The organism is Butyrivibrio sp. INlla21, assembly GCF_900116875.1.
Classification (GTDB): domain Bacteria; phylum Bacillota; class Clostridia; order Lachnospirales; family Lachnospiraceae; genus Butyrivibrio.
The window spans coordinates 17,958-43,373 of the sequence record NZ_FPCC01000007.1 but is presented as its reverse complement, the minus strand read 5'-3'; the positions used below and the strand labels follow the sequence as shown (position 1 = coordinate 43,373).

Annotated in this window: 19 protein-coding genes and 2 tRNA genes; 18 read left to right on the top strand and 3 right to left on the bottom strand. The window is 44.2% G+C overall.

What is annotated here, in order from left to right; genetic code table 11:
* Positions 1–76: 76 nt before the first annotated feature.
* Entirely contained in the window at positions 77–352 is a 276-nt protein-coding gene (locus BM377_RS05625) for a hypothetical protein (protein WP_092245027.1), read from the top strand.
* Positions 353–543: 191 nt separating this feature from the next.
* Here BM377_RS05625 and BM377_RS05620 read toward each other — a convergent pair.
* Positions 544–614, bottom strand: a tRNA-Gly gene (locus tag BM377_RS05620).
* A 155-nt stretch (positions 615–769) separates the two neighbouring features.
* Here BM377_RS05620 and sufC point away from each other — a divergent pair.
* From sufC to BM377_RS05590, 6 genes are all read left to right on the top strand, one after another.
* Positions 770–1,528 carry a Fe-S cluster assembly ATPase SufC gene (sufC, locus tag BM377_RS05615; RefSeq protein WP_092245024.1) on the top strand — a complete coding sequence of 253 codons (759 nt, stop codon included), beginning with the start codon at positions 770–772 and terminating at the stop codon, positions 1,526–1,528.
* A 13-nt stretch (positions 1,529–1,541) separates the two neighbouring features.
* Positions 1,542–2,951 (top strand): Fe-S cluster assembly protein SufB, encoded by a 1,410-nt coding sequence (sufB, locus tag BM377_RS05610; RefSeq protein WP_092245021.1) that lies wholly within the window; start codon positions 1,542–1,544, stop codon positions 2,949–2,951.
* Positions 2,952–2,964: 13 nt separating this feature from the next.
* Entirely contained in the window at positions 2,965–4,134 is a 1,170-nt protein-coding gene (locus BM377_RS05605) for a SufB/SufD family protein (RefSeq protein ID WP_092245018.1), read from the top strand.
* Positions 4,135–4,150: 16 nt separating this feature from the next.
* On the top strand, positions 4,151–5,371 hold the full coding sequence (locus tag BM377_RS05600) for an aminotransferase class V-fold PLP-dependent enzyme (RefSeq protein ID WP_092245015.1): 1,221 nt from the start codon (positions 4,151–4,153) through the stop codon (positions 5,369–5,371).
* On the top strand, positions 5,361–5,810 hold the full coding sequence (gene sufU / locus BM377_RS05595; RefSeq protein WP_092245012.1) for a Fe-S cluster assembly sulfur transfer protein SufU: 450 nt from the start codon (positions 5,361–5,363) through the stop codon (positions 5,808–5,810). The genes BM377_RS05600 and sufU overlap by 11 nt, the downstream gene beginning before the upstream one ends.
* Positions 5,811–5,900: 90 nt before the next feature.
* Positions 5,901–6,446 (top strand): M48 family metallopeptidase, encoded by a 546-nt coding sequence (locus BM377_RS05590; RefSeq protein WP_092245009.1) that lies wholly within the window; start codon positions 5,901–5,903, stop codon positions 6,444–6,446.
* Between the two features lie 100 nt (positions 6,447–6,546).
* Here the strand turns inward: BM377_RS05590 and BM377_RS05585 are convergent.
* A tRNA-Lys gene (locus BM377_RS05585) sits at positions 6,547–6,619 on the bottom strand.
* A gap of 199 nt (positions 6,620–6,818) precedes the next feature.
* Between BM377_RS05585 and BM377_RS05580 the strand changes: the two genes are divergently transcribed.
* From BM377_RS05580 to BM377_RS05535, 10 genes are all read left to right on the top strand, one after another.
* On the top strand, positions 6,819–7,589 hold the full coding sequence (locus BM377_RS05580; RefSeq protein ID WP_092245006.1) for a TatD family hydrolase: 771 nt from the start codon (positions 6,819–6,821) through the stop codon (positions 7,587–7,589).
* Positions 7,590–7,629: 40 nt separating this feature from the next.
* Positions 7,630–8,490 carry a 16S rRNA (adenine(1518)-N(6)/adenine(1519)-N(6))-dimethyltransferase RsmA gene (gene rsmA, locus BM377_RS05575; protein WP_092245002.1) on the top strand — a complete coding sequence of 287 codons (861 nt, stop codon included), beginning with the start codon at positions 7,630–7,632 and terminating at the stop codon, positions 8,488–8,490.
* A gap of 59 nt (positions 8,491–8,549) precedes the next feature.
* A complete protein-coding gene (locus BM377_RS05570; protein ID WP_092244999.1) occupies positions 8,550–11,618 on the top strand; it encodes a hypothetical protein in 3,069 nt (1,022 codons plus the stop codon).
* A gap of 30 nt (positions 11,619–11,648) precedes the next feature.
* Complete coding sequence (gene glgB / locus BM377_RS05565) at positions 11,649–13,625, top strand: 1,4-alpha-glucan branching protein GlgB (RefSeq protein WP_092244996.1); 1,977 nt, start codon at positions 11,649–11,651, stop codon at positions 13,623–13,625.
* Between the two features lie 76 nt (positions 13,626–13,701).
* Entirely contained in the window at positions 13,702–16,845 is a 3,144-nt protein-coding gene (locus BM377_RS05560) for a DUF6240 domain-containing protein (protein ID WP_092244993.1), read from the top strand.
* Positions 16,846–16,873: 28 nt separating this feature from the next.
* Positions 16,874–18,049: a flagellin N-terminal helical domain-containing protein gene (locus BM377_RS05555; protein WP_092244991.1), complete on the top strand. Its 1,176-nt coding sequence runs from the start codon at positions 16,874–16,876 to the stop codon at positions 18,047–18,049.
* Between the two features lie 43 nt (positions 18,050–18,092).
* The gene (locus BM377_RS05550; RefSeq protein ID WP_092244988.1) at positions 18,093–18,569 is read left to right on the top strand and encodes a flagellar protein FliS; all 477 of its coding nucleotides are present in this window, start codon (positions 18,093–18,095) and stop codon (positions 18,567–18,569) included.
* A gap of 174 nt (positions 18,570–18,743) precedes the next feature.
* Complete coding sequence (locus BM377_RS05545) at positions 18,744–20,168, top strand: sensor histidine kinase (protein ID WP_242948096.1); 1,425 nt, start codon at positions 18,744–18,746, stop codon at positions 20,166–20,168.
* Entirely contained in the window at positions 20,155–21,213 is a 1,059-nt protein-coding gene (locus tag BM377_RS05540; RefSeq protein WP_092244982.1) for an ABC transporter substrate-binding protein, read from the top strand. The genes BM377_RS05545 and BM377_RS05540 overlap by 14 nt, the downstream gene beginning before the upstream one ends.
* 22 nt (positions 21,214–21,235) lie before the next feature.
* Positions 21,236–22,849, top strand: a complete 1,614-nt coding sequence (locus BM377_RS05535; RefSeq protein ID WP_092244978.1) for a response regulator transcription factor — start codon at positions 21,236–21,238, stop codon at positions 22,847–22,849.
* Between the two features lie 11 nt (positions 22,850–22,860).
* On the opposite strand, the gene BM377_RS05530 is transcribed toward BM377_RS05535, so the two are convergent.
* Positions 22,861–23,874 (bottom strand): GntR family transcriptional regulator, encoded by a 1,014-nt coding sequence (locus BM377_RS05530; protein WP_092244975.1) that lies wholly within the window; start codon positions 23,872–23,874, stop codon positions 22,861–22,863.
* A gap of 351 nt (positions 23,875–24,225) precedes the next feature.
* Between BM377_RS05530 and BM377_RS05525 the strand changes: the two genes are divergently transcribed.
* On the top strand, positions 24,226–25,362 hold the full coding sequence (locus tag BM377_RS05525) for an ABC transporter substrate-binding protein (protein ID WP_092244972.1): 1,137 nt from the start codon (positions 24,226–24,228) through the stop codon (positions 25,360–25,362).
* The last annotated feature ends 54 nt before the right edge of the window (positions 25,363–25,416 follow it).

Below are 25,416 nucleotides of genomic sequence, written 5' to 3'. Positions count from 1 at the left end.
ATCTCTACTTGTACTGAAGCAATTGTCTTGCAATCATTATAATTGCAAAGTATACAGAAAAGAGGAGATTATAATTATGAAGAAGAATATCGTAACTTTACTTGCAATCGCAACACTTTCAGCAGCTATCCTTGCAGGATGTGGTGAGGCAGCAGCTGATACATCTGTAGAGGAGACATCTGTTGAGGCTACAGTAGAGGCTACTGTTGAGGAGGCAGCTACAGAGGCTACTTCTGAGGACGCAGCAGCAGAGGCTTCATCTGAGGACGCAGCTACAGACGCTTCATCTGAGGACGCAGCAGCAGAGGCTTCATCTGAGGATGCAGCAGCAGACGCTTCATCTGCAAAATAATAACTAATTCAATTAGATTTAATTAACACCAAGTAGTACTAGTTTAATCAATTGCTTTTAGTCAGTACATAGAGCCCCGGTGCATTCGTGCATCGGGGTTTTTCTGTGCTCTTTTTTGGGCATAATAAAACCGGCAAGCGAAATACTTGCCGGTAATTTCTTTTATGATCATTAATTATGGGCATGACAAAAGCGGGTGATGGGAATCGAACCCACGTATCTAGCTTGGAAGGCTAGTGTTCTACCATTGAACTACACCCGCTTGGTACTGACAAGATTGTATTTTAAAGACTTTTCGGTAGTATGTCAATAGCTTTTGTGATAAACTTTACATTGTTTGTCAATTGACAACGAAATGGCAAGGTGTTATCATGATTCCTACCAAGTTAGTAGGAAAAGGGAGAAAGGACTATAGTTATGGCAGAGCAGTCATTATTACAGGTTAAAGATTTATCGGTGGCAATTGATAATGAATTGCCCATTCTTCATAAGATCAATTTAGATATTAAACCGGGAGAGACACATGTGCTCATGGGACCAAACGGAGCAGGTAAGTCTACTCTCGGTTATACATTAATGGGAAATCCCCACTACTGTGTTACAGAAGGCAAAATTCTTTTTGAAGGACAGGATATCACAGAGCTTTCTGCCGATAAGAGAGCGAAAGCCGGAATGTTCTTATCTTTTCAGAATCCTTACGAAGTTCCCGGAATTTCACTTTCAAGCTTCATAAGAAACGCAAGCCATGCGCAGACAGGTGAGCCTATCAAGCTTCTTGCATACAAGAAAGCGCTCAAGTCTTCAATGGAAGTTCTTTCTATGAATGATGAGTATGCGGACAGAGATCTTAACGTAGGCTTCTCCGGAGGAGAAAAGAAAAAGTCTGAGATCCTTCAGCTTCTTATGCTCAATCCCAAGCTCGCCATCCTTGACGAGACCGATTCGGGACTTGATGTCGATGCTGTTCGTACTGTTTCCAAGGGAATCATGGAATATCAGAAAAAGAAGGACGGAGCTCTTCTTATAATTACACACAGCACAAAGATATTGGAATCTCTTCATGTTGATTACACACACGTTCTTGTAAAGGGTAACCTTATCCACACAGGAGATGCGTCACTTGTTGAAGAGATCAATAAGAATGGTTTCGAGCGTTTCGTTTCAGATGCAGAGTGAGTAGGGGTTAACTATGAGTGATAATAAACAGACTGTGGTTGAGATAGACCGCAGTGCATATGATTTTAAAGATATAGAAAATGAAAAAGAATTCTATAGATTAAAAGAGGGACTTACCGAGGAAACTGTACTCAAGGTTTCCGAAGAAAAGAACGATCCCGATTGGATGAGAGAGTTCAGACTTAAGTGCCTCAAATTATATAACGAGATGGAAATGCCTGACTGGGGCCCGAGTGTTGAAGGCCTTGATATGGACAAGATATCTTCTTATGTAAGACATAAAGAGGATATGAAGGGCAGCTGGGAAGACGTTCCCGAGGATATAAAGAATACATTTGAGAGACTCGGAATTCCTCAGGCCGAGAGAGAATCTCTTGCAGGTGTCGGAGCACAGTACGACTCAGAGCTTGTTTATCATAACATCAAAGACGAAGTAGCTGCGCAGGGCGTTATCTATACGGATATTGAGAGTGCACTCAGAACAGAGTATGCAGATATGATAAAGAGCCACTTTATGAAGCTCCTTACACCCACAGATCACAAGATGATGGCTCTTCACGGAGCTGTTTGGTCAGGCGGCTCTTTCGTATATGTTCCCAAGGGAGTTAAGGTTGATATCCCTTTGCAGTCATACTTTAGATTAAACGCTGCGGGAGCAGGACAGTTCGAGCATACACTTATCATAGTCGATGAGGGAGCGGACCTTCACTTTATAGAGGGTTGTTCCGCGCCTAAGTACAACGTTGCCAATCTTCATTCCGGCTGCGTAGAGCTTTATGTCGGCAAAAACGCCAGACTACGTTATTCAACCATTGAGAACTGGTCCAAGAATATGTACAACCTCAATTCCAAGAGAGCAATCGTTGAAGAGAACGGTGTAATGGAATGGGTTTCGGGTTCTTTTGGTTCACATACTTCTTACCTATATCCCATGACCATCTTAAAGGGAGATCATTCCAAGATGGAATTTACGGGAATAACCTTTGCGGGCAAGGGTCAGAATCTTGATACCGGAGCCAAGGTTGTTCACCAGGGAGTCGGAACGACATCCGTTATCAACAGTAAGTCTATTTCCAAGGACGGCGGAATCGGAACATACAGAAGCAGCGTAGTGATCCAGAGCACAGCAAAGAAAGCCAAAGCTTCCGTATCATGTGATTCTCTTATGCTTGACAGTATCTCAAGAGCGGATACCATTCCCGGAATGGATATAAGAACGGACGACGCCGACGTAGGACACGAGGCTAAGATCGGAAGGATCAGCGACGAGGCTGTATTCTATCTTATGTCCAGAGGTCTTAGCGAAGAGGATGCCAAGGCGATGATCGTCAGCGGATTTGCCAATCCCGTTTCCAAAGAGCTTCCTTTGGAGTATGCCGTAGAAATGAATAACCTCATCAAGCTTGAGATGAGCGGACATTAAGGGAGGGGATTCGATGAACAAGAATTTGGATATGCGGGTCAATGTACTTCCCGCTTTGACTTATAATTTTTTACACGTTAACGACAGTAAGATCAAGGAAGACGGTATCGGGATCGAGCTTCTTAACACTCCCGATGCTGAGAATGTTCCGGACGGAGTTACCGTAACTCGCGGAGTTTCTTACAAAGAAGCAGGAAAGCTTTTTGAAGATAATAAAAAGAGAATACTTGTAGATGCAGGTGTTCCCGGAGTTCCCAACGGTGATACATCCGGAAGAGACGACGCACAGGCGGTAAGAACGGGAATGGGAATCGATATTGAGAATCTCATGCTCGAGAACGGCATCACAACAGATGTGTTTACCGCAGAGGAAGGCGTTAAGACCAAGGAGCCGATCATTATCAGATACAACCTTAATGACGGCGAGGGTAGCCTTACAAGCCAGGTGATCCATGCCAAGAAAGATTCCGAGATCACGGTTATCATGGATTATACTTCCGAGAGAAATGCATCCGGATTTCACGGAATAAGCACAAGACTTCTTGCAGAGGAAGGTGCCAAGATCAATCTTATAAAGACACAAACCTTGGGAGACGGCTTCATTCATTTTGATGATATCGGCGGAGCTTGTTTTAAGAAGGGTGCGATAAATGTAGTGTCTCTTGAGCTTGGAGCCAAGAAATCCTGGACAGGATGTTATATCAATCTGTGTGAAGACGAGACTGAATTTATCAGCAACCAGGGATATCTTGTAAAGGATTCACATTCACTTGATATCAACTATGTTGCCGATCAGCGCGGTAAGAAGACCAACGTTCTTATGAATGTTAAGGGCGTACTTATGGATAAGGCCGTTAAGACATACAGAGGAACACTTGATTTTAAGAGCGGAAGTTCGGCTTCTGTCGGCGATGAGCAGGAGGATACACTTCTTCTTAGCCCCGATGTTATAAATCGCAGTATGCCTGTTATTCTTTGTCAGGAAGAAGATGTTGAAGGAAGACACGGAGCAACTATAGGTCAGTTGGGTGAGGACCTTTTATTCTATATCAATTCAAGAGGTATCGATGAGCACGAAGCCAAGCGCCTGATGGTAAGGGCTAAGCTTGACAGCGTTGCAAGACTTATACCCGATCCCGAGATCGCGGAGAAGGTTCAGTATTACATCAGTACCATTGTCTAATAAGTGAGGACATGTAATGAGCACACCGGGAGATTTTCGTAAGGATTTTGATATCCTTGTAAACGGCGACTATGTATATTTTGATAATGCGGCAACATCACAAAGACCCAGGCAGGTCTTGGACGCAGTATCAAACTTTTATAAAGAGAGAAACGCCAATCCTTTGAGAGGATTATATGATTGGAGCATGCAGGCAACAGAGAGCTATGAGGATGCGAGAGCTCTTGTAGCTGATTTTGTCGGAGGCGTAAGCACTGAAGAGATCATCTTTACAAGAAACACCACAGAGTCTCTTAATCTTGTGGCTTACACATACGGACTTGATACCGTAAAAGAGGGTGATGAGATTGTTATCTCTGTAATGGAGCATCACAGTAATATTCTTCCCTGGCAGATGGTTGCCAAGAAGCGCGGAGCCAAGCTCGTATATATGGAGCCCGACGAAGAGGGAACAATTACCAAAGAAGAATACGAGAGCAAGATCACAGACAAGGCTAAGATCGTTGCGATAGGTCATGTTTCCAACGTTATGGGTGTGACCAATCCGGTAAAAGAGATCGCGGCTTATGCGCACTCCAAGGGAGCAACCGTCGTAGTTGACGGAGCGCAGTCAGCTCCACATATGAAGATTGACGTTAAGGATCTCGGAGCAGACTTTTTTGCCTTCTCCGGACATAAGATGATGGCGCCTATGGGTATCGGTGTTCTTTACGGAAGAAAAGAGCTCCTTCTTAACATGAGTCCTTTCCTTACAGGCGGAGAGATGATCGAGTACGTTACAAGAGAAGATGCGACATATGCAGAACTCCCTCACAAGTTTGAAGCTGGTACGGTTAACGCAGGAGACGCGGTAGGACTTGCTGAAGCAATCAAGTATCTTAGAAACGTCGGATATGATAATATAGAAGCACAGGAAGAGAAGCTTACAAAGAAACTTATGGAAGGTCTTTCCAAGCTTCCTTACGTCAAGATATACGGATCAAAGGATCCCAAGAAGCACTGCGGAATCGTTACATTTACAATCGATGGAGTTCATCCTCATGATATTTCATCTGTACTTAATGACGATCACGTGTGCATAAGAGCAGGACATCACTGCGCACAGCCTTTGATGCAGTTTATCGGCGCCGGCTCAACGGCAAGAGCCAGCCTGTATTTCTACAACACAGAAGAGGAAGTGGATATCTTCCTTGATAAGATCGCCAAGGTAAGAGAGGTTATGGGCTATGGAGCTTAAGCAGTTATATCGCGAAATAGTTAATGAGCACAATCTTCATCCGATGTACAAGGGCAAGCTTGAAAATCCGGATCTTGTGCTTAGAGGAGTCAATCCCAGTTGCGGAGATGACATTACATTGCAGCTTAAGATAAAGGACGGCATTATAACAGAAGGAATGTATGAAGGCAGCGGATGCGCCATCTCACAGGCTTCTGTTGATATGATGGTCGATCAGATAATAGGTAAGAGCAAAGAAGAGGCTCTTAAGCTTGCTGCTACATTCATGGGAATGGTCAAGGGAGAGATCACAGATGAAGAGACTCTCGAGATCCTTGATGAAGCAGCAGCGCTTCAAGATGTGAGCCATATGCCCGCAAGAGTTAAATGTGCGGTTCTTGGCTGGCACACAATGCAGGAGATGCTTGAGCACCCCGAGAAGGCGAACGACAGCATCTGACAACGATATTACAAGAGGTATACTTTCGATAAATTGAGAGTATATCTCTTTTACTATTTGGAAGAAAAGATCATATAAATAGGATAGACAATGGATATTGAGCTTATAAGAAGCAAAAGAAGGACAATAGCGATAGAGATAACTACAGACTGCCGCGTCGTTGTAAAGGCGCCGTATGGGGCTTCTAAGACTGTTATCGACCGTTTCATCGGTGAAAAGGCGGATTGGATAAGCAGACATCTTAAAAAGATGGAAGAAAGGCAGCAGGAAGAGTCTGAGTCAAAACCCATCAGCGATCAGGAGATGAGACTTCTTGTAACGAGAGCCAAGAGGGTCATACCCGTAAAGGTAAGGAAGTTTGCAGAGCTTATAGGGGTGACTTACGGAAGGATCACGATAAGGAATCAAAAGACGAGATGGGGAAGCTGCAGCGCGGAAGGGAATCTTAACTTTAACTGCGTTCTGATGAGGGCGCCGGAAGAAATAGTGGATTATGTGGTGGTGCATGAGCTGTGCCATAGGATACATATGAATCATTCGAAGGCGTTTTGGGGAGAAGTGGAAAGGGTTATTCCGGATTACAAAGATAGAAGGAAGTGGCTGCGCGATCATGAAAAAGAATTGATGAGAGGGTGAAGGCCATGCCGACAGACTCGGAACCGCTTCGCTTGGAGTTTTATTCCAAAAGAAAAAGTACCATCCCCATAGGATATACCTACGAAAACAGTACTCGGCGTGCGCTGCCAGGGTCTCGAACCCTGGACAACCTGATTAAGAGTCAGGTGCTCTACCAACTGAGCTAGCAGCGCATTCTGTATTCGGCTCTGTTGCCGTGTCTCAACGACAAGTGATATATTACTACGCCAAAAAGAGAAATGCAAGTACTTTTTTCAATTTTTTTTGAAAAACTTCCAAAAATTTGATTTTCTCTGTGTTTGCGCGGTTTTCAGAGATGTTCATTTGTGGTAAATTATTAGATATATTCGGTTTTTTTACAGAGGAAAAGAAATGATTTTTGATACACATGTCCATTATGACGATCCCGCTTTTGATGAAGACAGAGACAGTCTTATCGCTTCGCTTGAAAAAGCGGGCATCGGAAACGTGGTTGATATAGGCGCGAGCGTAGATACTACAAGGAAAGCGCTTGAGCTTGCGCACAAATATGATTTTATTTACGCTGCAGTCGGAGTGCATCCAAGTGAAGTGGAGGAGCTTACAGAGGACAGCTTCGAGCTTCTACGTGAATGGAGTGAGGATGGCAGATGCGTTGCAATAGGCGAGATAGGTCTTGATTACCATTGGCCGGAACCCGGAAGAGAGCTTCAGAAGAAGTGGTTTAGGAGACAGCTGGATCTTGCAAGGCAGAAACAGCTTCCCGTTGTTATTCATTCCCGCGATGCGGCCAAGGATACCGTAGATATCATGAAGGAAGAGCACGCCGAGGAAATAGGCGGCGTTGTGCACTGCTTTTCATACACCAAAGAGATTGCAAAAGAGTGCCTTGATATGGGCTTTTACATAGGAGTCGGAGGTGTTGTGACCTTTAAGAACGGCAAGAAGCTTAGGGAAGTCGTTGAAATCACACCGATAGAGAAGATTCTTTTGGAAACGGATTGTCCTTATCTTGCACCTGAGCCGTACAGGGGTAAAAGAAATTCTTCCCTTTATCTTCCTTATGTTGTAGAAGAGATCGCAAAGATCAAAAACATAAGTGCAGAAGAAGTGATCCGCATAACGGAAAATAATGCGAAGACAATGTACAATCTTCATTTGTAATGATTTCAGATCAAATTTTCTTTTTATAAAGGAGTAACAAATGGCATATCTTGGAAATCCCGCACGTACCAAGGAAGTGCTTAGTAAATATAATATGAGCGCCAAGAAGAAGTTCGGACAGAACTTCCTTATAGATGCAAATGTCCTTAGCGGAATCGTGGATGCATCGGGCGTTACGAAGGACGATTGCGTTCTGGAGATCGGACCCGGAATCGGAAGTCTTACGCAGTATCTTGCGGAGTCAGCCAAAAGAGTTGTCGCTGTTGAGATAGATAAGAGCCTTATTCCGGTGCTCGGCGACACCCTTTCCGAGTACGACAATGTCACGGTAATAAATGAAGACATATTAAAAGTAGACATAGACAAGATAATAAAAGAGTACAACGACAACAAGAAGATCAAGGTTGTAGCCAATCTTCCTTACTATATAACTACACCCATTATTATGAAGCTGTTTGAGAGCGGCGCTCCCATAGAGAGCGTAACGGTAATGGTTCAGAAGGAAGTTGCGGACAGAATGTCCATGGGTCCCGGAAACAAGGACTACGGATCTCTTTCGCTTGCGGTTGGCTTTTATGCTTCGGCAGAGCTTGTTATGGACGTTCCTCCAAGCAGCTTTATACCGCAGCCCGGAGTCGGATCTGCCGTTGTTCATCTAAAGAGATTCGATAAGCCTGCGGTAGAAGTAAAAGATGAGAAATACATGTTTGAGATCATAAGAACTTCTTTTAATCAAAGAAGGAAAACCTTGAGTAATTCATTATCAAACAATCCTGCTTTGAAAGTGTCCAGAGAGAAAGTGGTGGAAGCACTGGTAAGCATGGGACTTAACGAGAAAATAAGGGGCGAAGTCCTTACACTTTCTCAGTTTGCAGCCCTTTCGGATATTTTACAAAGCTAGTACGCTATGTTAAACTAACTACTAGATATAGTATTTTTGGCACCAATGAGGTAGATATTTTGGATAAGGTCGAGTACAAGATCAGAGCCGACGAGATCAAAGCTTTGATTGGGGAAAACAGATTCGCTGAGGCTGTTAAGATAGCTGACACAATCGACTGGAAACGAGTTAAGAGTGTACAGATGCTTTGCATGATCAGCGACTTATATAAGATTAATCGTCGTTTTGAGGAGAGTAAAGACGTTCTTCTCATGGCGTATGACAGATATCCTACGGGAAGAGCGATCGTATATTCTCTGTGCGAGCTTGCCATCAAGATGGGCGAGTTTGTTCAGGCGGTTGAGTACTACAAGGAGTTCGTAAGGATTGCGCCCAGAGATACGGGCAGATACATTTTGCAGTACAAGCTCTATGAGGCACAGGAAGTAAGCCTTGAAGAGAGGATTGCTGTTCTTGAGGAGTTCAAGAAGCACGACTACAGAGAGAAGTGGGTGTATGAGCTCGCTTATCTTTATCATCGCGTGGGTCTCACAACAGAGTGTATCGAGACATGCGATGAGATGTTTTTGTGGCTTGGAGACGGAAGATATGTTATGAAAGCGCTTGAGCTTAAGGCACTTCATGAGCCTCTTTCTCCCGAGCAGCAGGACAGATATGTAAGATATAAGGAAAAGCACGGCGGATATGTAGACAGATCCATCGTTTATGATAAGGATGAGATTGGAAAAGATGAGCCCGGAACGGTAGAGATCAAGCAGCCTACCAAGGAAATGCCGCCTGTGACCGATGAGGTTATAAATGCATTCAATAATGGCGAAGCCGTAAACGAAGCACAGGCACAGTACGCTGCGCCTGCAGGTGTCGATCCGGTTATCGCAGCTCCTACTCAGGAGCTCGTTGACAGCGACAAGATAGTTTATCCTCATATTGATGAGATAAAAGAACCGTCTGTTGATGTCAGTCAGTACAACACAATGAATCTTCAAAAGGCCCTGGCGGAAGAGCTTAAGGGCTTTATCGACAACGACGAAGATAAGAGCGAGGAGGCGAGTGAGCCCGCTCCTGCCGAAGGATTTACGGGAGCAGTAATTAAGCCCGACACAGCGGAGATCTTCGACGAAGAAGATGGCGATAACAGCGGAGTCTTTTCACCTATGGCAGCAGTAGCTGCAGATGATTCACAGGGAGCCATGCAGGAAGTATTTTTTGATGCAACCGAAGGAGAATCCGAGCAGACTTCCGAAGCGGACTTCAAGCCTTATGAAGAAGATGCAAAGGGCGAAAAAGCTGACGAAGATGAGCCGGAAGACGAAGCTCTTTCAGAGGAAAAAGAGCTCATAGCAGAGGCAAAAGAAGCAGCTTTTGACGAGGACGATGTAGATTCCGAAGAAGAGAAAACGGATTTTGAAGAGCATAAGCTCAATATAGATATTAAGTATGGCGGAAACGGACCTATACTCGGTGAGGAGAAAATCCTTGATTATGCATCCATACCGGTGTATCAGGACAAGCCTCTCGAAGAGGAGGTTCCCGGAGCCGTTATTCATCCCAATTCAAATTTCCAGATGCACAGCCATTTTGACAATATTCTTTCTCAGGAATATGACGGTCAGATTTCCATGGCTGTTGAGCCTGAACCTCAGGTTGAGAAGCAGATCACAGGACAGATCAGTATTTCCGAGTACATAGAGAACTGGGAACAGTTCAAGAAACAGCAACAGCAGAAGCAGTTCGAGCAGGTTAAGAAGCTTGTTGCCGATGAGACGGGCGATATGTTTGCCGATTACGATGAGAAGACCAAAGAAGGACTTCAGGAAAAGATCGAGCAGGCTATTTCCGATGCTCTTAAGAAGGAACGCCATGACAAGGCTTCCGGAAGAGGTGATTGGACCAGAAATAACAGCGATGTTATAGACGATGCCGTTGCGGAAGTTATAAACAACGAGGGCGTTGACACCGAGGATACACAAGAAGATTCCAAGCCCGAGGATGAGAGCGTTAAAGCAGAAGATACTTCTGTTGAGAATGCTGAGGTTAAGGATGAGGCACCCGAAGAAAAGAAGGAAGACGACAACACTTCCGAAGAGACTTCGAAAGATGCTGAAGAGACTTCTGAGGATTCCGAAAACAAAGAAGCAGCTTCCGATACCGAGGGTGAAAAGAAAGATTCAGATGATAAAAATGCTGAGGAGAAGTCTGATAAAGCAGATGATAACGCTAATTCCAAGAAACCTTCCAATTCAGAAGGAAAAGAAGGCAGAAGGAATAAGAACAGAAATAGAAAAGGTTCCGGAAACCAGAATCAAAACCAGAATCAGGACCAGAACCAGAACCGCGCCAAGAAGCACCATATGGGTAACAGAGAGCTTGATGAGCGCGTAAGAACAATGACTCCCGAGGAGAAAGAGCTCTTTGGACCTTATATCCACCATAAGAAGTCCAGAAGACAGATCATAAACGCTATCGACAACCTCAGCATGGATGCTTACAGCGGAAATGCCATAGTTACCGGTGAAGAAGGCGCCGGAACCGTCAACCTTGCAAAGGGACTTATTCGTGCGGTTCAGGCATCAGATTCCAACTTCAGCGGAAAGGTTGCCAAGATCACGGCCAATACTCTCAACAAGAAGAGCCCCAAAGCGATATTTGAGAAGCTCGCAAACGGAGCGCTTATTATTCAGAGAGCGGCCGATCTTGAGGCTGAGACGGTAGCCGATTTCATTAAAGTTCTTCAGCAGGAGAACAAAGGAATCATTGTCATCATGGAAGATACCAAGGAAGACATCAACAGATTCCTGGATAAGAACCCTGCGCTCAAGCAGAGCTTCAATGTAAGAGTAGATATAGAGGCGCTTGATGACGATTCACTCGTAGCATACGCCAAGCAGTATGCTCTTGAAAAAGAGTTCGCCATCGACAACCTCGGAATACTTGCGCTTCACACCAAGATTTCCGAGAGACAGACGCTTGACCATGAGGTTACGGTTTCCGAAGTAAGAGACATCATTGATGATGCCATCTACTATGCGGAGAAGCATTCCGTATCGCATCTTATGGATATAATCGTAAATAAGCGTTACGACGAAAACGATATGATCATTCTTAGGGAAAAAGATTTTATGCACTAATGCTTGTACAGTCATCGAGGGGGATTTTGTATGGGTAAGAAAGTATTCATATCTGAAGCGGATGAGTATCTGTTTGGTCAGGGAACACATTACGATATTTATGATAAACTCGGTGCGCACCCTTCTGAAGAAGGAGGCAAAAAGGGCTACTTTTTTGCGGTCTGGGCACCGAATGCGGCTGACGTTCATGTCATAGGCTCTTTTAACAACTGGAACGAAACCTCGCATCCTCTTAAAAGAACCAAGGTCGGAAATATATGGACAGCATTTATTCCCGGAGTCGGAATAGGAGAAATGTACAAGTATCTTATTACGACGCCGGACGGACGTAAGCTCTACAAGGCCGATCCTTATGCCAATTTTGCGGAGCTTCGCCCCGGAAATGCTTCAAAAACAACAGATCTTGACGGCTTTAAGTGGTCCGATTCCAAGTGGTATGACCATATCAAGGGAAAAGAGATCACGAGACAGCCGCTTGCGATATATGAGTGCCACATCGGATCATGGATGAAACATCCCGACGGCACGGAAGACGGATTCTATACATACAGACAATTCGCGGATAGGATTGTCGAGTATCTTAAAGACATGCAATATACCCACATCGAGCTCATAGGAATCGCAGAGCATCCTTTTGACGGCTCATGGGGTTATCAGGTCACGGGTTATTATGCTCCGACATCGAGATACGGAGAGCCCAAGGACTTTATGTATCTTATCAACAAACTCCACAAGAACAACATAGGAGTAATACTTGACTGGGTTCCTGCGCATTTTGCAACTGACGAATTCGGTCTCGCCTGCTTTGACGGACAGTGTATCTATGAAGATCCGGACCCGCGTAAAGGAGAGCATCCCGACTGGGGAACCAAGATTTTTAACCTCGCCAAGCCCGAAGTTAAAAACTTCCTTATAGCAAATGCTCTTTTCTGGATAAGGAAATTCCATGTTGACGGCCTCAGAGTAGATGCGGTCGCATCCATGCTGTATCTTGATTACGGCAAAAAAGACGGCCAGTGGGTTCCGAATAAAAACGGCGGCAAGGAGAATCTCGACGCGATCGAGTTCTTCAAGCATCTTAACAGCGTTGTAAGGGGAACTTATCCCGAATTTCTTACGATCGCGGAAGAGTCTACGGCGTGGCCCAAGGTCACAGCGCCTCCGGAAGAGGACGGACTTGGATTCGCATTTAAGTGGAACATGGGCTGGATGCATGACTTCTGCGAATATATGAAGCTCGACCCGTATTTCAGGCAGGGCGCACACAACATGATGACCTTTGCGATGAGCTACAACAGCTCGGAAAACTACATCCTTCCGCTGTCACATGACGAGGTTGTACACCTTAAATGCTCGATGGTTGAGAAGATGCCCGGTTACAAGGTTGATAAATACGCCAATCTGCGTGCAGGCTATACCTATATGTTCGGTCACTCAGGCAAAAAACTCCTCTTCATGGGACAGGATTTCGGCCAGGAGAGGGAATGGAGCGAAAAGAGAGAGCTTGACTGGTTTCTTTTAGAGAATGAACTCAACAAAGGAATGAAGGCCTACGTTTCCAATCTTCTTAAGATATACAGAAAATATCCCGCAATGTTTGAGGTGGATAACGATTGGGGCGGCTTTGAGTGGATCAACGCAGATGACAAGGAGCGAAGCACCTATAGCTTTTACAGAAGAGCCATAAACGGAAAGGACAATCTCCTTTTTGTAATAAACATGACTCCCGTAGAGAGAAAAGAGTTCATGGTGGGAGTTCCTTTCAGCGGAATCTACACACATCTGCTTGACAGCGCAGAGGAACGCTTCGGTGGGCCGGGAAGTGATATCCCCGCCAAAATAAAGGCTGTGAAAGGGCTATGTGATTACAAGGATTACAGTATCTCATTCAATCTTCCGCCTTACGGAGCCGAGGTTTTTCTTTTCCAAAGTCCGGAAACGACCAAAGCGCCTGCAAAAAAGAAAGCTTCAAAAAATACTGAAAATAAAAAGTCATCAAAAACTTAAGAATTATTTTATAAGAGCCGAAATAGAAGGTGATGGATAGTCCATCACCTTTTTTCGATTAATATATGAGGCGCGTATGAACATTAATTTTCAGACCATCGCCGGCAACAAGAAAGCCGATGACTCATTTCGCACCGGAATGGAATCCGATGAGAGGATCGGTATGAGTGCCGGAAAGGTTTCTGCAGCAAGCAGTAGTGCGTTCGCTGTAGACCTGGACACAAGCATATTCAGTAATGATGCTTATGCGCAGCGTGCCAGAAGCTTAGATGACATAAGCAAAATGGCAGAAAACACGGATGTTTTGACGCAGCATAATTATATGGCTTTATTATCAAATACCATGTCTGAGAAGGACTATGCAAAGGCTCTTGAAGACGGATTTGATATTAAGAATCTAAATAGCTCGGAGACAGTGACCATTCTTGATAAGATCAAGAGTGTTCTTTTGGAGTCCGGAGAGGAGATCATTGGATATAACGATGACCTCAGCACGCAGAAACTCGCCAAGATAACAGGCAACGAGTCTTTTGCCATGGCTATCAAAAAGAGCTTTTCAGAGAACGATATCCCATTAACACAAGAAAACATAAGAGCGGTGGCAGGCGCATACGATCAGGTTTCGAACATATCGGAGCCTTCAGACGATGCGATCAAATACATGGTTCTGAATAATTTAAGACCGACGATCGGCAATCTGTACTTTGCAAATCACAGCACAAACGGACAGAGCGCTACGGGAAAAGGTTTTTATGCCCAGGAGACGGGCGGATATTATGCGCAGAAAGCTGAGGATTACAACTGGCAGCAGCTTGAGCCTCAGATGGATAAAGTTATAGAAGAGGCAGGACTTGATACAGCGGATGAGTCCTCCAAACAAAATGCCAAGTGGATGGTTATCCAAGGTATTCCTTTAACTGCCGAGAATCTTATTTCGCTCAGCGAGATCAGAAATGTGGACTTCCCCATCAGTGATGAGGCTGCGGCAAATGCTATGGCAGCAGCTATTTCTGACGGCAAAAAAGCTTTTGAAGGAAATCTGTTTGATCCCACAAGTAATCTTGAAAAAGCCATGAAGCTTGTGGAAAACACAGGGAAGATAACCGACGAAGCAATAAAAAAGACCCTTACACAGGGAAAAGACGTTAATCTTAAAAATCTCATAGATATAACAAACGGGCAGGAAAGCTCCAAGAATCTCTTTGTTGTAAATGAGATAAGTGAAAACGATCCAAAGCTTATACAGGCGAGATTACAGCTTGAAGAAGTTCGCCTTAAAATGACCGTTGAAGCAAACAAGAATTTGCTCGACAGCGGATTTTCCGTTGATACGGCTCCAATGGAACAGCTTATAGATAAGTTAAAAGAGATGCTTGGAAATATAGCATCCGCTTCCAATGATAAAAATGCAGATACCACACCTGTGGTTGCCGGCGGAAATGTTGTCAGAATGCTTTCGCTTACGGTTTCCAGAGTAAACATCATCAGCAGAGGACCTGCCGATGTGTCAGGTGCGCTTGTGGGTGAATTCGAGACCGCGACACTCAGTAAGATAAGCAGCGCATCCGAGAACCTTGCCATGAAGTTCAAGGCAGCAGGTCAGGGATACGAGACCATGATGACCAAGCCCAGATCCGATCTTGGCGACAGCATGAGAAAGGCATTCGGAAACGTTGACAATATCCTTAATGACATGGGATATGAAACCGACGAAGTAAACAGAAGAGCCGTAAGGATCCTTGGCTATAACAGCATGGAAATAAATGAAGAGAACTTTGAAAACGTGCGTGCATGGGATCAAAAGCTCAAAGCAACCATAGAAAGACTTAAGCCCGGTGCGGTGCTTGACCTTATAAGAGAAGGCAAGAACCCTCTTAACATGACTATAGAAGAACTCTCAGAAAGTCTCGATAACCTTATGAAGGACGGAGAGAATGAAAACGGCGGAAACTCCAAAAAAGGCGAAGAGAAATATGCCAAGTTCCTCTATAAGCTTGAGAAAAAGGGCGATATAACAAGCGCTGAAAAAGCCTCTTTTATAGGAATATACAGACTTTTCCATACGCTTAAGGTTACCGACCATCAGGCCATAGGATCTATCTTAAAGACAGGTCGCGATATGACGATCGGAAATCTTTTGGACGCCACAAGAACTCAAAAGACATCGAGAAGAGGTCTTGATTATACAGTTGATGACAGCTTCGGAGGACTCGGAGTAAAAGATAGTACTTCTGTAAAAATTGATGAACAGATAAATTCAGCCTTCAGATTTTACAGTGCTCAAGCCGATATAGTATATGAGAACCTCGAACCTGAGAAGCTCATGGCTGCAAAACCCGATAACAACACTCTTTTACCGGATCTTGCGAATGCTCTTTTACAAGAACAGATTGATGAGCAGCTTGAAAAAGAATATTGCGAGGAGCAGGTAAGACAGATTAGACAGACAGCAGGAAATAAAGGTGCTGAGGCTGCTCTTAACGAGATGAATTTCTACGGAGTTGAGGTCACATACAACAATCTCGAGGCCATGATCGCCAACAGGAGAGATCGAAGGACCGGAAACATTTGGGAGAAGGCAGATGAGCTCGACAATGAAGAAATTAATGACGAGCTTAAGGAAGTAACGGATCTTCTCGGAGAAGAAAACTACGAAGAAATTTATAAAGAAAAACTTGCTAATGTATCAGAGAAGATGACCGATATATTAATGAACCCTGAAGATACCTACATCGATTTTAGAGCGATAACGCTCATGCAAAAGCAGATGTCGGTAATGTCTCACAACTCTGAGAGAGGAAGCTTTGAGGTTCCCATCGAGATAGATGGAAGCAAGGTTACAATGCACATCACACTAAAAAGTGATAACAGCAATATTTCAAGGATGGAAGCAAGTGTTCAGACCTTTGAATACGGACTCATAACGGCAAGTCTTTATAAGCAGGACGGAGTAATAAACGGAATGCTTACAACAACAAACAGCCAGAGTGCAGACGAGGTCGAATATCTTGAAAGCTTAAAGAAGAGAATGTGCGAGAAATTAACGGAAAAGGTAGAGGAAGCAGGTGTAGACCAAACAAAGATCGCTATCCTTTACAACGCACAGCTTCAGCCTACAGGAGTAGGCACGAGTGCTAATGCCATGGAAGGCAAAACAGAAAACATTACAGATACGGGAACACTTCTAAAAATGGCAAAAGCATTTGTGGAGGCCATCTGATCTCCACACGTGCGGAAACGAGGTAAGGATGAAGGTTAATTACAACATATCCGCGATGGTAGCAAACAACGCATTACAGAAAAACGATAAGCTTCTTTCAGAATCTCTTCAGAGATTATCAAGCGGTCTTAAGATTGCAAATGCCAAGGACAACCCGTCCGGACTTGCAATGTCAAGAAGAATGAATTCACAGATAGAAGGACTCGGAGTGGCTAATGACAGCTCAAATGATGCGATCTCGATCGTTCAGGTTGCGGACGGATCATTGTCTGAGATTCAAGAAATTCTCCAGAGAATGAACCAGCTTGCTATTCAGGCGAGCAACGGAACTCTTACGGAGAATGACAGAAAGACCATCCAGGAAGAGGTTACCCAGCTTAAGGAAGAGATAGACAGAATGGCCGAGACAACTCAGTTCAACGGACAGAGCATTCTCGACGGCTCTTTTGACCTTAAAGGCTATGTGACCGATGCTTCGGGAAAGACCAATCCCAATTTCAGAGTAAGTTCATATTCAGATAACTTCGAAGCCGGAAAATATGAGATAAGAGGAATCGACGTAGATTTCATAAATCTTACAGGAAAGACAGGCGTTGATAAGAAGGCGCTCATTTGCACGGAAGCCGTAAAGAAGAACATCGAGATATACAAGATCGATGAAAACGGAAATGAAGAGAAGTACATGACAAGTAACATGATCGCTGATGTTAATGAGGATGTACTTACACTTTCCGACAGCACAGGTAAAAAGATCCAGATTCAGATGGATGAGAAATATACGGGAACACTTAAAGTTGAGATCGCGGCAGCAGGTGCAATGACCATGCAGGTTGGCGCCAATGAAGGCCAGACTCTTGATATCAGGATTCCCGAAGTATCACTTACAACACTCGGACTTTACAACCTTGACATGGCAACCGAGAAGGGTGCAAAAGAAGCTATCGAAAGCGTCAAGGGTGCGATTGAAACTATAAATTCGATCAGAAGCAGACTCGGTGCTTATCAGAACAGACTCGAGCACACCGTAAGCAGCCTGGATATAACAGTTGAGAACATGACAGCAGCTTATTCAAGAATAATGGATGTGGATATGGCTGAAGAAATGACTGTTTACTCAACACAGCAGGTACTTTCACAGGCCGGAACATCCATGATGGCACAGGCAAACGAAAGACCCTCACAGGTATTGCAGCTTTTACAGTAATATTTTTTGGTAAAAAGAGTCTGAGCAAAAGAAAGGCGCGAATATGACACAGGAAAAAAAGCAGGAATTTACCCTTAAGATATCGCAGGCCAACAAGACACAGATGATAACAATACTTTATGAGATGGTCATTGAATATCTCGAGGATGCTATAGATGCCCTCGGCATCAGTAAAAAAGAAGAGGCGGAAAAGAATCTCAGATATGCGCAGAACTGCATAGATGAGCTTATCCACTCGGTTGATCTTAAATACGAGCTTGGAAGAATGCTCCACGGAATATATATCTTTTCAAAAAAAGAGCTTATAGCGGCAGGAGCAAGCGGAAGTATTCACCGCGTATGGAAGGTAGGACAGAATTTCAAAATGCTCTGCGCTTCATACAAAGAGCTTGAGAAAAAAGACAACAGCACTCCGATCATGGGAAATACCCAGACGGTGTATGCCGGACTTACATACGGTAAATACAGCTTAAACGAGGATGTATCCGCAGTTTCAATGAACAGAGGATACATGGCATAAAACAAACTTTACAACCGATGTGAATATATGGTTTACCCAAAAAAGCGGGAAAGATGACAGACTAAAAAAGTCACGTCTTTCTCGCTTTTGTAGTATACTAAACTCAGTATGAAAACTAAGTTGGCGGATAACAAAACAAAGGTTAAGAGGCCCCTTCGAAGGAGGCTGATCATATTGGCGGCGGGCACCACTGTGCCTTTTGTTCTTATCATTCTGTACATGGTCTATTCGCTTATCAATTACGGTAATGCCTATAACACGATCGTAAGTAATCTGACCGTAGCAAACAGCTACAACCTGACTTTTAAGGAGCAGATGGATGAGAGTGTCTACCGAATAATCGTCGGAAGAGATGTGTTCGGAAGCGGGGAAGAGGATGATCCGTATGTCCTTGTCGATAGCATAAGGAATGATTTTACGCGCCTTAAGACGATCACGACAGAGGTAAACAGTAAGACCTGGCTTGAAACGCTTCTTAGAAACGTCGATACGCTAAATGACAGACTTGATGATATAAGAGTCAGCGTTGAAGCGGGCGGACACTACGACGAAGATGTAGAAATGCTTGACTCCAACATTTATTCACTTACAGAACTTATTCAGGATAATATCCAGTACTACATCTATTATCAGACCAAGACGATCGAAGTAATAAACAGGGGTCTGACCAAAGAGATGGAGGAGCTGCTTGTTGTGCTGGTGCTTCTTTTGGTTCTCGGAATCCTATGTACGATAATAACAACCGACAAAGTCGCAAGGAGCATAGTTCAGCCTATAGAGGCCCTGGGTTCGGCGACCAAAGAGATCGCGGAAGGAAACTTCACCGTCAGAACCTCTTTTGACCTGGAAGATGAGATATCGGTATTGTCGGAAAGTGTCGATGACATGGCGGCGCATTTGGAAATCCAGATGGAGCAGATCAGAGAGGATGAAAAGAAAATGCGAATGGCGGAGGCCAAACTCCTGCAGGAGCAGATCAATCCTCACTTCTTATACAATACGCTCGATACGATCGTGTGGCTTATCGAGGATGGAAAGAACCAGGAAGCGGAAGATATGGTTGTATCCCTTTCTAAGTTCTTTAGGATATCATTAAGCCACGGAAAAGATTTCATCACGATCCGCGAAGAAGAACAGCATATCAGAAGCTATCTGGAGATCCAGCGCGTAAGATACTCGGATATCCTAAGCTACTATATTGATATAGATGATAAGCTTTACAACTACAAGATCCTTAAGATGACTTTGCAGCCGCTTGTAGAAAATGCGCTCTATCACGGCATCAAGAATAAGCGAGGTGCAGGACTTATCAGGATCACGGGAAGGGAAGTTGATGGGCTTGTCAGATTTGAAGTAAGCGATGACGGAGTCGGAATGGACGAAGACATGCTCCTTCATTTAAGAAGAGAAATAAACAAACCTGCCAAGGATACTGACACCGGTTTTGGTATGGCCAACGTTAACGAGAGGATCAAGATGAACTTTGGCGAAAGATACGGAATATCCATCGAATCGACTCCCGAAAAGGGAACCAAAGTATCCGTGGTTCTTCCGATGTTGCCGTACTATAACGAAGAGGATAAGAATGGGGATAAATAAAGTTAAGGGATTACAAAAAATAGGATATAAGGCAGCAGCTCTTTTGACAGGGGTTACGATCTTACTGACGGGCTGCGGTCCGTTTACGGGATTATCTGTTTCCGAAGTTACGGCCGAAGAAGGTGACATTGAGACCAAGGCAGATGATGAGCTTATAAGCGTAGGATTTTCGCAGCTTGGAAGCGAATCTACATGGAGAAGTGCCAATACCGAGTCGGTTAAGGCGTCTCTTTCAACGGGAAACGGATTCTTTCTCATATTTGACAACGCTAGGCAAAAGCAGGAGAAACAGTTCAAGGCTGTAAGAAGTTTTATATCACAGCGAGTTGATTACATCGTCATCTGTCCTGTTATCCAGGAAGGCTGGGACATGGTACTTTCTGAAGCCAAGGAGGCCGGAATACCGGTGATCTTGCTCGACAGAAATATCGCAGTCAATGATGATTCGCTTTATACGACTTTTGTCGGAGAAGATATGTACGCAGAGGGAGCGGCTGCGGGCAAATGGCTTGAAGCATATCTTGAGGAAAAAGGTGTGAGTGATAAGGACATCAATATTGTTGTTCTTGAAGGTACAACCGGTTCTTCGGCCCAGGTCGGAAGAACAAGAGGCTTTGGAGCCATCGCGGCGCGGCACATGAACTGGAAGATGCAGGCATCCGCCAACGGCGAATTTACTCAGGCCAAGGGAAAAGAGACTATGGAGAGACTCCTTCGGGAGTTTGATGACATAGATGTCATCGTTTGTCAGAACGATGATATGGCATTCGGAGCACTCGAAGCTCTGAATGATGCGGGGATCACAACCGGCGAGAAAGGAGATAAGATACTTATTTCCTTTGACGGAACCAAGAAGGCTCTGGAGCTGGTAAAAGAGGGTGTTATAAATGTGGACGTTGAATGCAATCCCAATTCGGGAGAGCTTCTTGCACAGATAATCAATGATCTTGAGGCGGGGAAGAATGTGGACAAGACGAACTACATGGAAGAGATGGTTTTTACCAAAGAGAATGTCGATGATTACATTGAAGACAGAAATTATTAAGTAATGGGAAGGTTTTTATTTTATGCTGAAGGTTTTTCTTGTGGAGGATGAAAGTGTTGTGAGGGCAAGTATCAGGGATAATATTCCCTGGGAAGAGTACGGCTTTAGCTTTGTCGGAGAGGCAAGTGACGGCGAGATGGCTCTTCCGCTTATCAGAAAGACGGCCCCCGACGTCCTTATCACAGACATCAAGATGCCGTTTATGGACGGTTTATCCCTGTGTCATATCGTGCGAAAAGAATTTCCGTCGATGCGCATGATCATCATGAGCGGATATGACGATTTCGAATACGCAAGACGCGCCATCAAAGAAGGCGTTGATCATTACATTTCAAAGCCGATAACCAAGCTCGGAATGAAAGAGGCGCTTGACAGTGTAAAGGCTAAGATAGAAAGCGAGCGTACGCAGCAAGGCTATCTTATGCAGTATCAGATGGAGACGCAGGAATATGAGCAGCTCCAGCGAAGAGAATTTCTTGAGAAGGTTCTTACGGGAACCATGCCGGTCAAAGATATATATGTGGAAGTGGGAAAGTTGTCGCTTGATATCACAGCGTCCGCATTCAGCCTTATTCTCTTTTCAATAAAAGATAAGGAGAAGCCCTTCGAAGAGATAGGATCTGAGGAATATTGTAAGGCACTCGAGGAGCTGATGAGCTATTTTCTGAGATTCCCCGCGTACATATTATCGAGATGGTCGCTCAACACATATATTGTTGTTGTTAAAGGTGAAAAAGAAATTGTCTCTGAGTATGTTGACAGAGGCGTTTCCAAGATAACGGAGATCTGCGAGGGAAAAGATAACAAGATAGAATGGTATGTTTCCGCGGGTAAGCCCGTCGAGAGATTCAGTGCGTTGGAGGACTGCTTTAATACGGTTAATCACGCATTTGCCTGCAGATTTTTTGTGCAGGACACTCATATTTTGACTGAAGAGACATCGGCCAAGTACACAACATCGCAGACCGACGGTTCAATAGAAAACATCGACAGTGCCAAAGTCGACAGAAATGTTCTTAAGAGCTTTTTATCGACGGGAAGCGAGAGCGAGATCGCGGAATTTGTTTCAGAGTATCTGGCAAGTCTGGGAGATGCGCTCAAGGGACATGTGTTCAGAAACTTCTTCGTGCTTAATGCACTGTTTGCTGCAAGCAGCTTCCTTGAAAGCTGCGGCGTTTCCAAAAAAGAGATAACTGACAAGCTCGCGGCCCCCGAAGGTGGCTATGATATTAAAAGCGAGATGGTCGGAGAATACTTGACGGAGCTTATAAAGAGTGCGATGGAGCTAAGAGACGGTGCTTCCAACACAAGAGGAAATAAGCTTATCAGCGACGCCATCGCATATATAGATGAGAATTACATGAACGAGGGCTGCTCGCTTGTTGATGTGGCCGAGGCGCTTTCCGTAAACAGCAGTTATCTCAGCACGATCTTCAGTAAAGAGATGGATACCACGTTTGTAAAGTTCCTAACTTCTAAACGTTTGGAAAAAGCAAGAGAGCTCCTTGCAAAAGAGAGAATGCACACCGCGGATGTTGCAGCGGCTGTCGGATATAAGGATGCTCACTATTTCAGCTTTGTGTTCAGAAAGATGTACGGTCTTTCTCCCAAGGAATACAGAAATCAGACAGGCTGATCATATAGGAGTTAATAAGGAAGGACGATCGAAATTTTCGGTTGTCCTTTTATTATTGAAAGAATTCTTTTCGATACGGCGTGCGCAAGCGGCTGTTTTGTATGGTGGAAGCTCGGAAGATTGAATGAATTGACCTGCGACAGATAGCTGTTGTCAAAGCTGTAAACCGGCTTGTCGTTAAGGTTAATGATTCCCCGCTCACGTAACCACCTTACACCCGGATAGGCAAGCTCGTCGCAGCAATAGATAACGGCATCGGACTTTTGGCACAAAGAAGCAAGAGCCGAATAATCGACCTCCGGCCTTGCAAGCAAGTATCTGTCACTTCCAAAATCCAGATCGTTGTCTCGAAGCGCCGAGATAAATCCATATAATTTGGAAATCTCCTGCGGATTGTTGTCCTTGAAAACACCGCAGATTTTTTTATGTCCCGTAAGGACAAGCTTTCTTATAAGATTATAAACCGCGTCGTAAGCACCTTCGGAAATCGAAGGATACGAGTTCATGTTTCTGTAGGTTCCGTAAAGAAAGATCGGAACGCAGCCGTTTTTTTCGAGCTCTTTATACAGATCCGCATTGGGATTGGGCATAAGTGAAAAGCATTCCGCCAGGATCGCAAGCGGCGGGTTTTTAAGCAGCTCTTTTAATATCCTTCTTTCTTTATAAAAGTCAGCTCCTGTTTCAAACACGGATACGGTCATCGGAACATCGTGTCCGTGAGAGATTCCTTTTTCGATGTCATATATCAGAGACGGATAAATGTAATCATCGGGGCGAGCAAATAAAAGGCAGACATGATTTCTTTTTGAATCGGGGCTTATGCCCGTAAGTCTGTATCCGCTTCCCTGTCTGGAAGTTATAAGCTTATCTTCTTTCAGATTCAAAAGGACTTTTCGTATAGTCTGACGACTGCACGAATACTGAGCGCAGAGTTCTTTTTCGGTCGGAAAAAGCATGTCACCCGATATGAGTCTTTTTGATATTTCTTCATGGAGTTTATGAGTAATATTTTCTGTCTTGGTCATTTTTTTCCTCAACCGGATAAAAATTTAAGGGTAAAAAAATTGTCTTTTTTGCATCCATAAAAAATAATCATCGAAAAATCAGTGGCGGTTATTCAAAATATCAAAGTGGTTTTTCGGTCAAAAAATTTTTTATCCAAAAAATTTTCTGAATAATATAAAGAAATTTACCAAAATTAGTTTTGGAAAACGCTTTACGAAAAATTTGTACTTTTTTATATCAGTATAACATGCAGATTTGTATTGTCAAAATATAGAAACTTGTGCATTGTGACTTTGTGCACTATGAATACCCGATGCGAATAAGTAAAATGTGCTTAATAAAACCATTATAAAGTAAATGGAGGGTACAACATGAAAAAGAAAGTATTGGCAACTATTGTTGCTGCAGCAATGTCATTTTCATTGCTTGCAGGATGTGGTTCACAGGGCGCAGCTCCTGCTCCTGAAGCTCCCGCAGCTACAGAGGAAGAAGCTCCTGCAGCAGATGAAGCTGAGGCAGAGGCTCCCGCTGCTGAGGCAGAAGCTCCCGCAGCAGACGGCGAACTTATCAAAGTTGGTTTCGCTCAGGTTGGACATGAGTCAGATTGGCGTACAGCATCAACAAATTCAGTTAAGGCTGCTCTTTCAAATGAGAACGGCATTGATCTTCAGTTTGTAGACTGTGACAACGATTCAGCAGCACAGCTCGAAGCAGTTCGTAACTTCATCGAGCAGGACGTTGATTACATCGTAATCGATCCTATTGTTTCAACAGGTTGGGATACAGTTCTTACAGAAGCTGACGACGCAGGAATCCCTGTAATCGTTATCGACCGTACAATCGATGATTCCGATAAGTATGTATCATGGGTAGGTTCTGAGTTCACAAACGAGGGACTTGCAGCAGGTGCATGGCTTAAGGCTTACGCAGAAGCTAAGGGCATCAAGGAACTCAACATCCTCGAGATCACAGGAACAACAGGTTCTTCAGCTGAGATCGGACGTACAAAGGGCTTCCATCAGTATGTTGATTCTGAGGGATGGAACCTCCTCGATTCACAGACAGGAGACTTCACACAGGACGGCGGACAGCAGGTTATGGAGTCATATTGCAAGTCTTATGCAGGCAAGTTCAACGTAGTTATCTGCCAGAACGATAACGAAGCATTCGGTGCTATCGATGCTATGAAGGCAGCAGGCGTTTCTTACGGTGTTGACAAAGACGTAATCGTTATCTCATTTGACGCTTGCACAGCAGGACTTCAGATGGTTCTCGACAAAGCTATCAACGCAGACTTCCAGTGCAATCCTCTTCAGGGACCTGACTGCTTAAAGCTTATCCAGGCTCTTCAGAAGGGTGAGACAATTGAGAAGCAGACATTCATGGCTGAGCCTTGGTATGTAGCAGAAGATGTTCTTAAGGATATCTCTTACAAGAACAACGCAGGCCAGGATGTAACAGAACCCCTTGTAGTAGTTGACGCAGCAACAGTTGAGGCAGCTTACTAATTTAGGTATTTAGGCAAAAAACTAATAGGGTAGTTCGAAAGAACTACCCTATTT

Excerpts from the sequence above, each read along its gene's own strand:
- BM377_RS05535 (WP_092244978.1), top strand. The coding sequence starts at position 21,236 with ATGCTGAAGGTTTTTCTTGTGGAGGATGAAAGTGTTGTGAGGGCAAGT.
- BM377_RS05540 (WP_092244982.1), top strand. The coding sequence starts at position 20,155 with ATGGGGATAAATAAAGTTAAGGGATTACAAAAAATAGGATATAAGGCA.
- BM377_RS05590 (WP_092245009.1), top strand. The coding sequence starts at position 5,901 with ATGGATATTGAGCTTATAAGAAGCAAAAGAAGGACAATAGCGATAGAG.
- sufU (WP_092245012.1), top strand. The coding sequence starts at position 5,361 with ATGGAGCTTAAGCAGTTATATCGCGAAATAGTTAATGAGCACAATCTT.
- BM377_RS05525 (WP_092244972.1), top strand. The coding sequence starts at position 24,226 with ATGAAAAAGAAAGTATTGGCAACTATTGTTGCTGCAGCAATGTCATTT.
- rsmA (WP_092245002.1), top strand. The coding sequence starts at position 7,630 with ATGGCATATCTTGGAAATCCCGCACGTACCAAGGAAGTGCTTAGTAAA.
- BM377_RS05605 (WP_092245018.1), top strand. The coding sequence starts at position 2,965 with ATGAACAAGAATTTGGATATGCGGGTCAATGTACTTCCCGCTTTGACT.
- BM377_RS05580 (WP_092245006.1), top strand. The coding sequence starts at position 6,819 with ATGATTTTTGATACACATGTCCATTATGACGATCCCGCTTTTGATGAA.
- BM377_RS05550 (WP_092244988.1), top strand. The coding sequence starts at position 18,093 with ATGACACAGGAAAAAAAGCAGGAATTTACCCTTAAGATATCGCAGGCC.
- BM377_RS05555 (WP_092244991.1), top strand. The coding sequence starts at position 16,874 with ATGAAGGTTAATTACAACATATCCGCGATGGTAGCAAACAACGCATTA.
- BM377_RS05625 (WP_092245027.1), top strand. The coding sequence starts at position 77 with ATGAAGAAGAATATCGTAACTTTACTTGCAATCGCAACACTTTCAGCA.
- sufC (WP_092245024.1), top strand. The coding sequence starts at position 770 with ATGGCAGAGCAGTCATTATTACAGGTTAAAGATTTATCGGTGGCAATT.
- BM377_RS05560 (WP_092244993.1), top strand. The coding sequence starts at position 13,702 with ATGAACATTAATTTTCAGACCATCGCCGGCAACAAGAAAGCCGATGAC.
- BM377_RS05530 (WP_092244975.1), bottom strand. The coding sequence starts at position 23,874 with ATGACCAAGACAGAAAATATTACTCATAAACTCCATGAAGAAATATCA.
- BM377_RS05600 (WP_092245015.1), top strand. The coding sequence starts at position 4,151 with ATGAGCACACCGGGAGATTTTCGTAAGGATTTTGATATCCTTGTAAAC.
- sufB (WP_092245021.1), top strand. The coding sequence starts at position 1,542 with ATGAGTGATAATAAACAGACTGTGGTTGAGATAGACCGCAGTGCATAT.
- glgB (WP_092244996.1), top strand. The coding sequence starts at position 11,649 with ATGGGTAAGAAAGTATTCATATCTGAAGCGGATGAGTATCTGTTTGGT.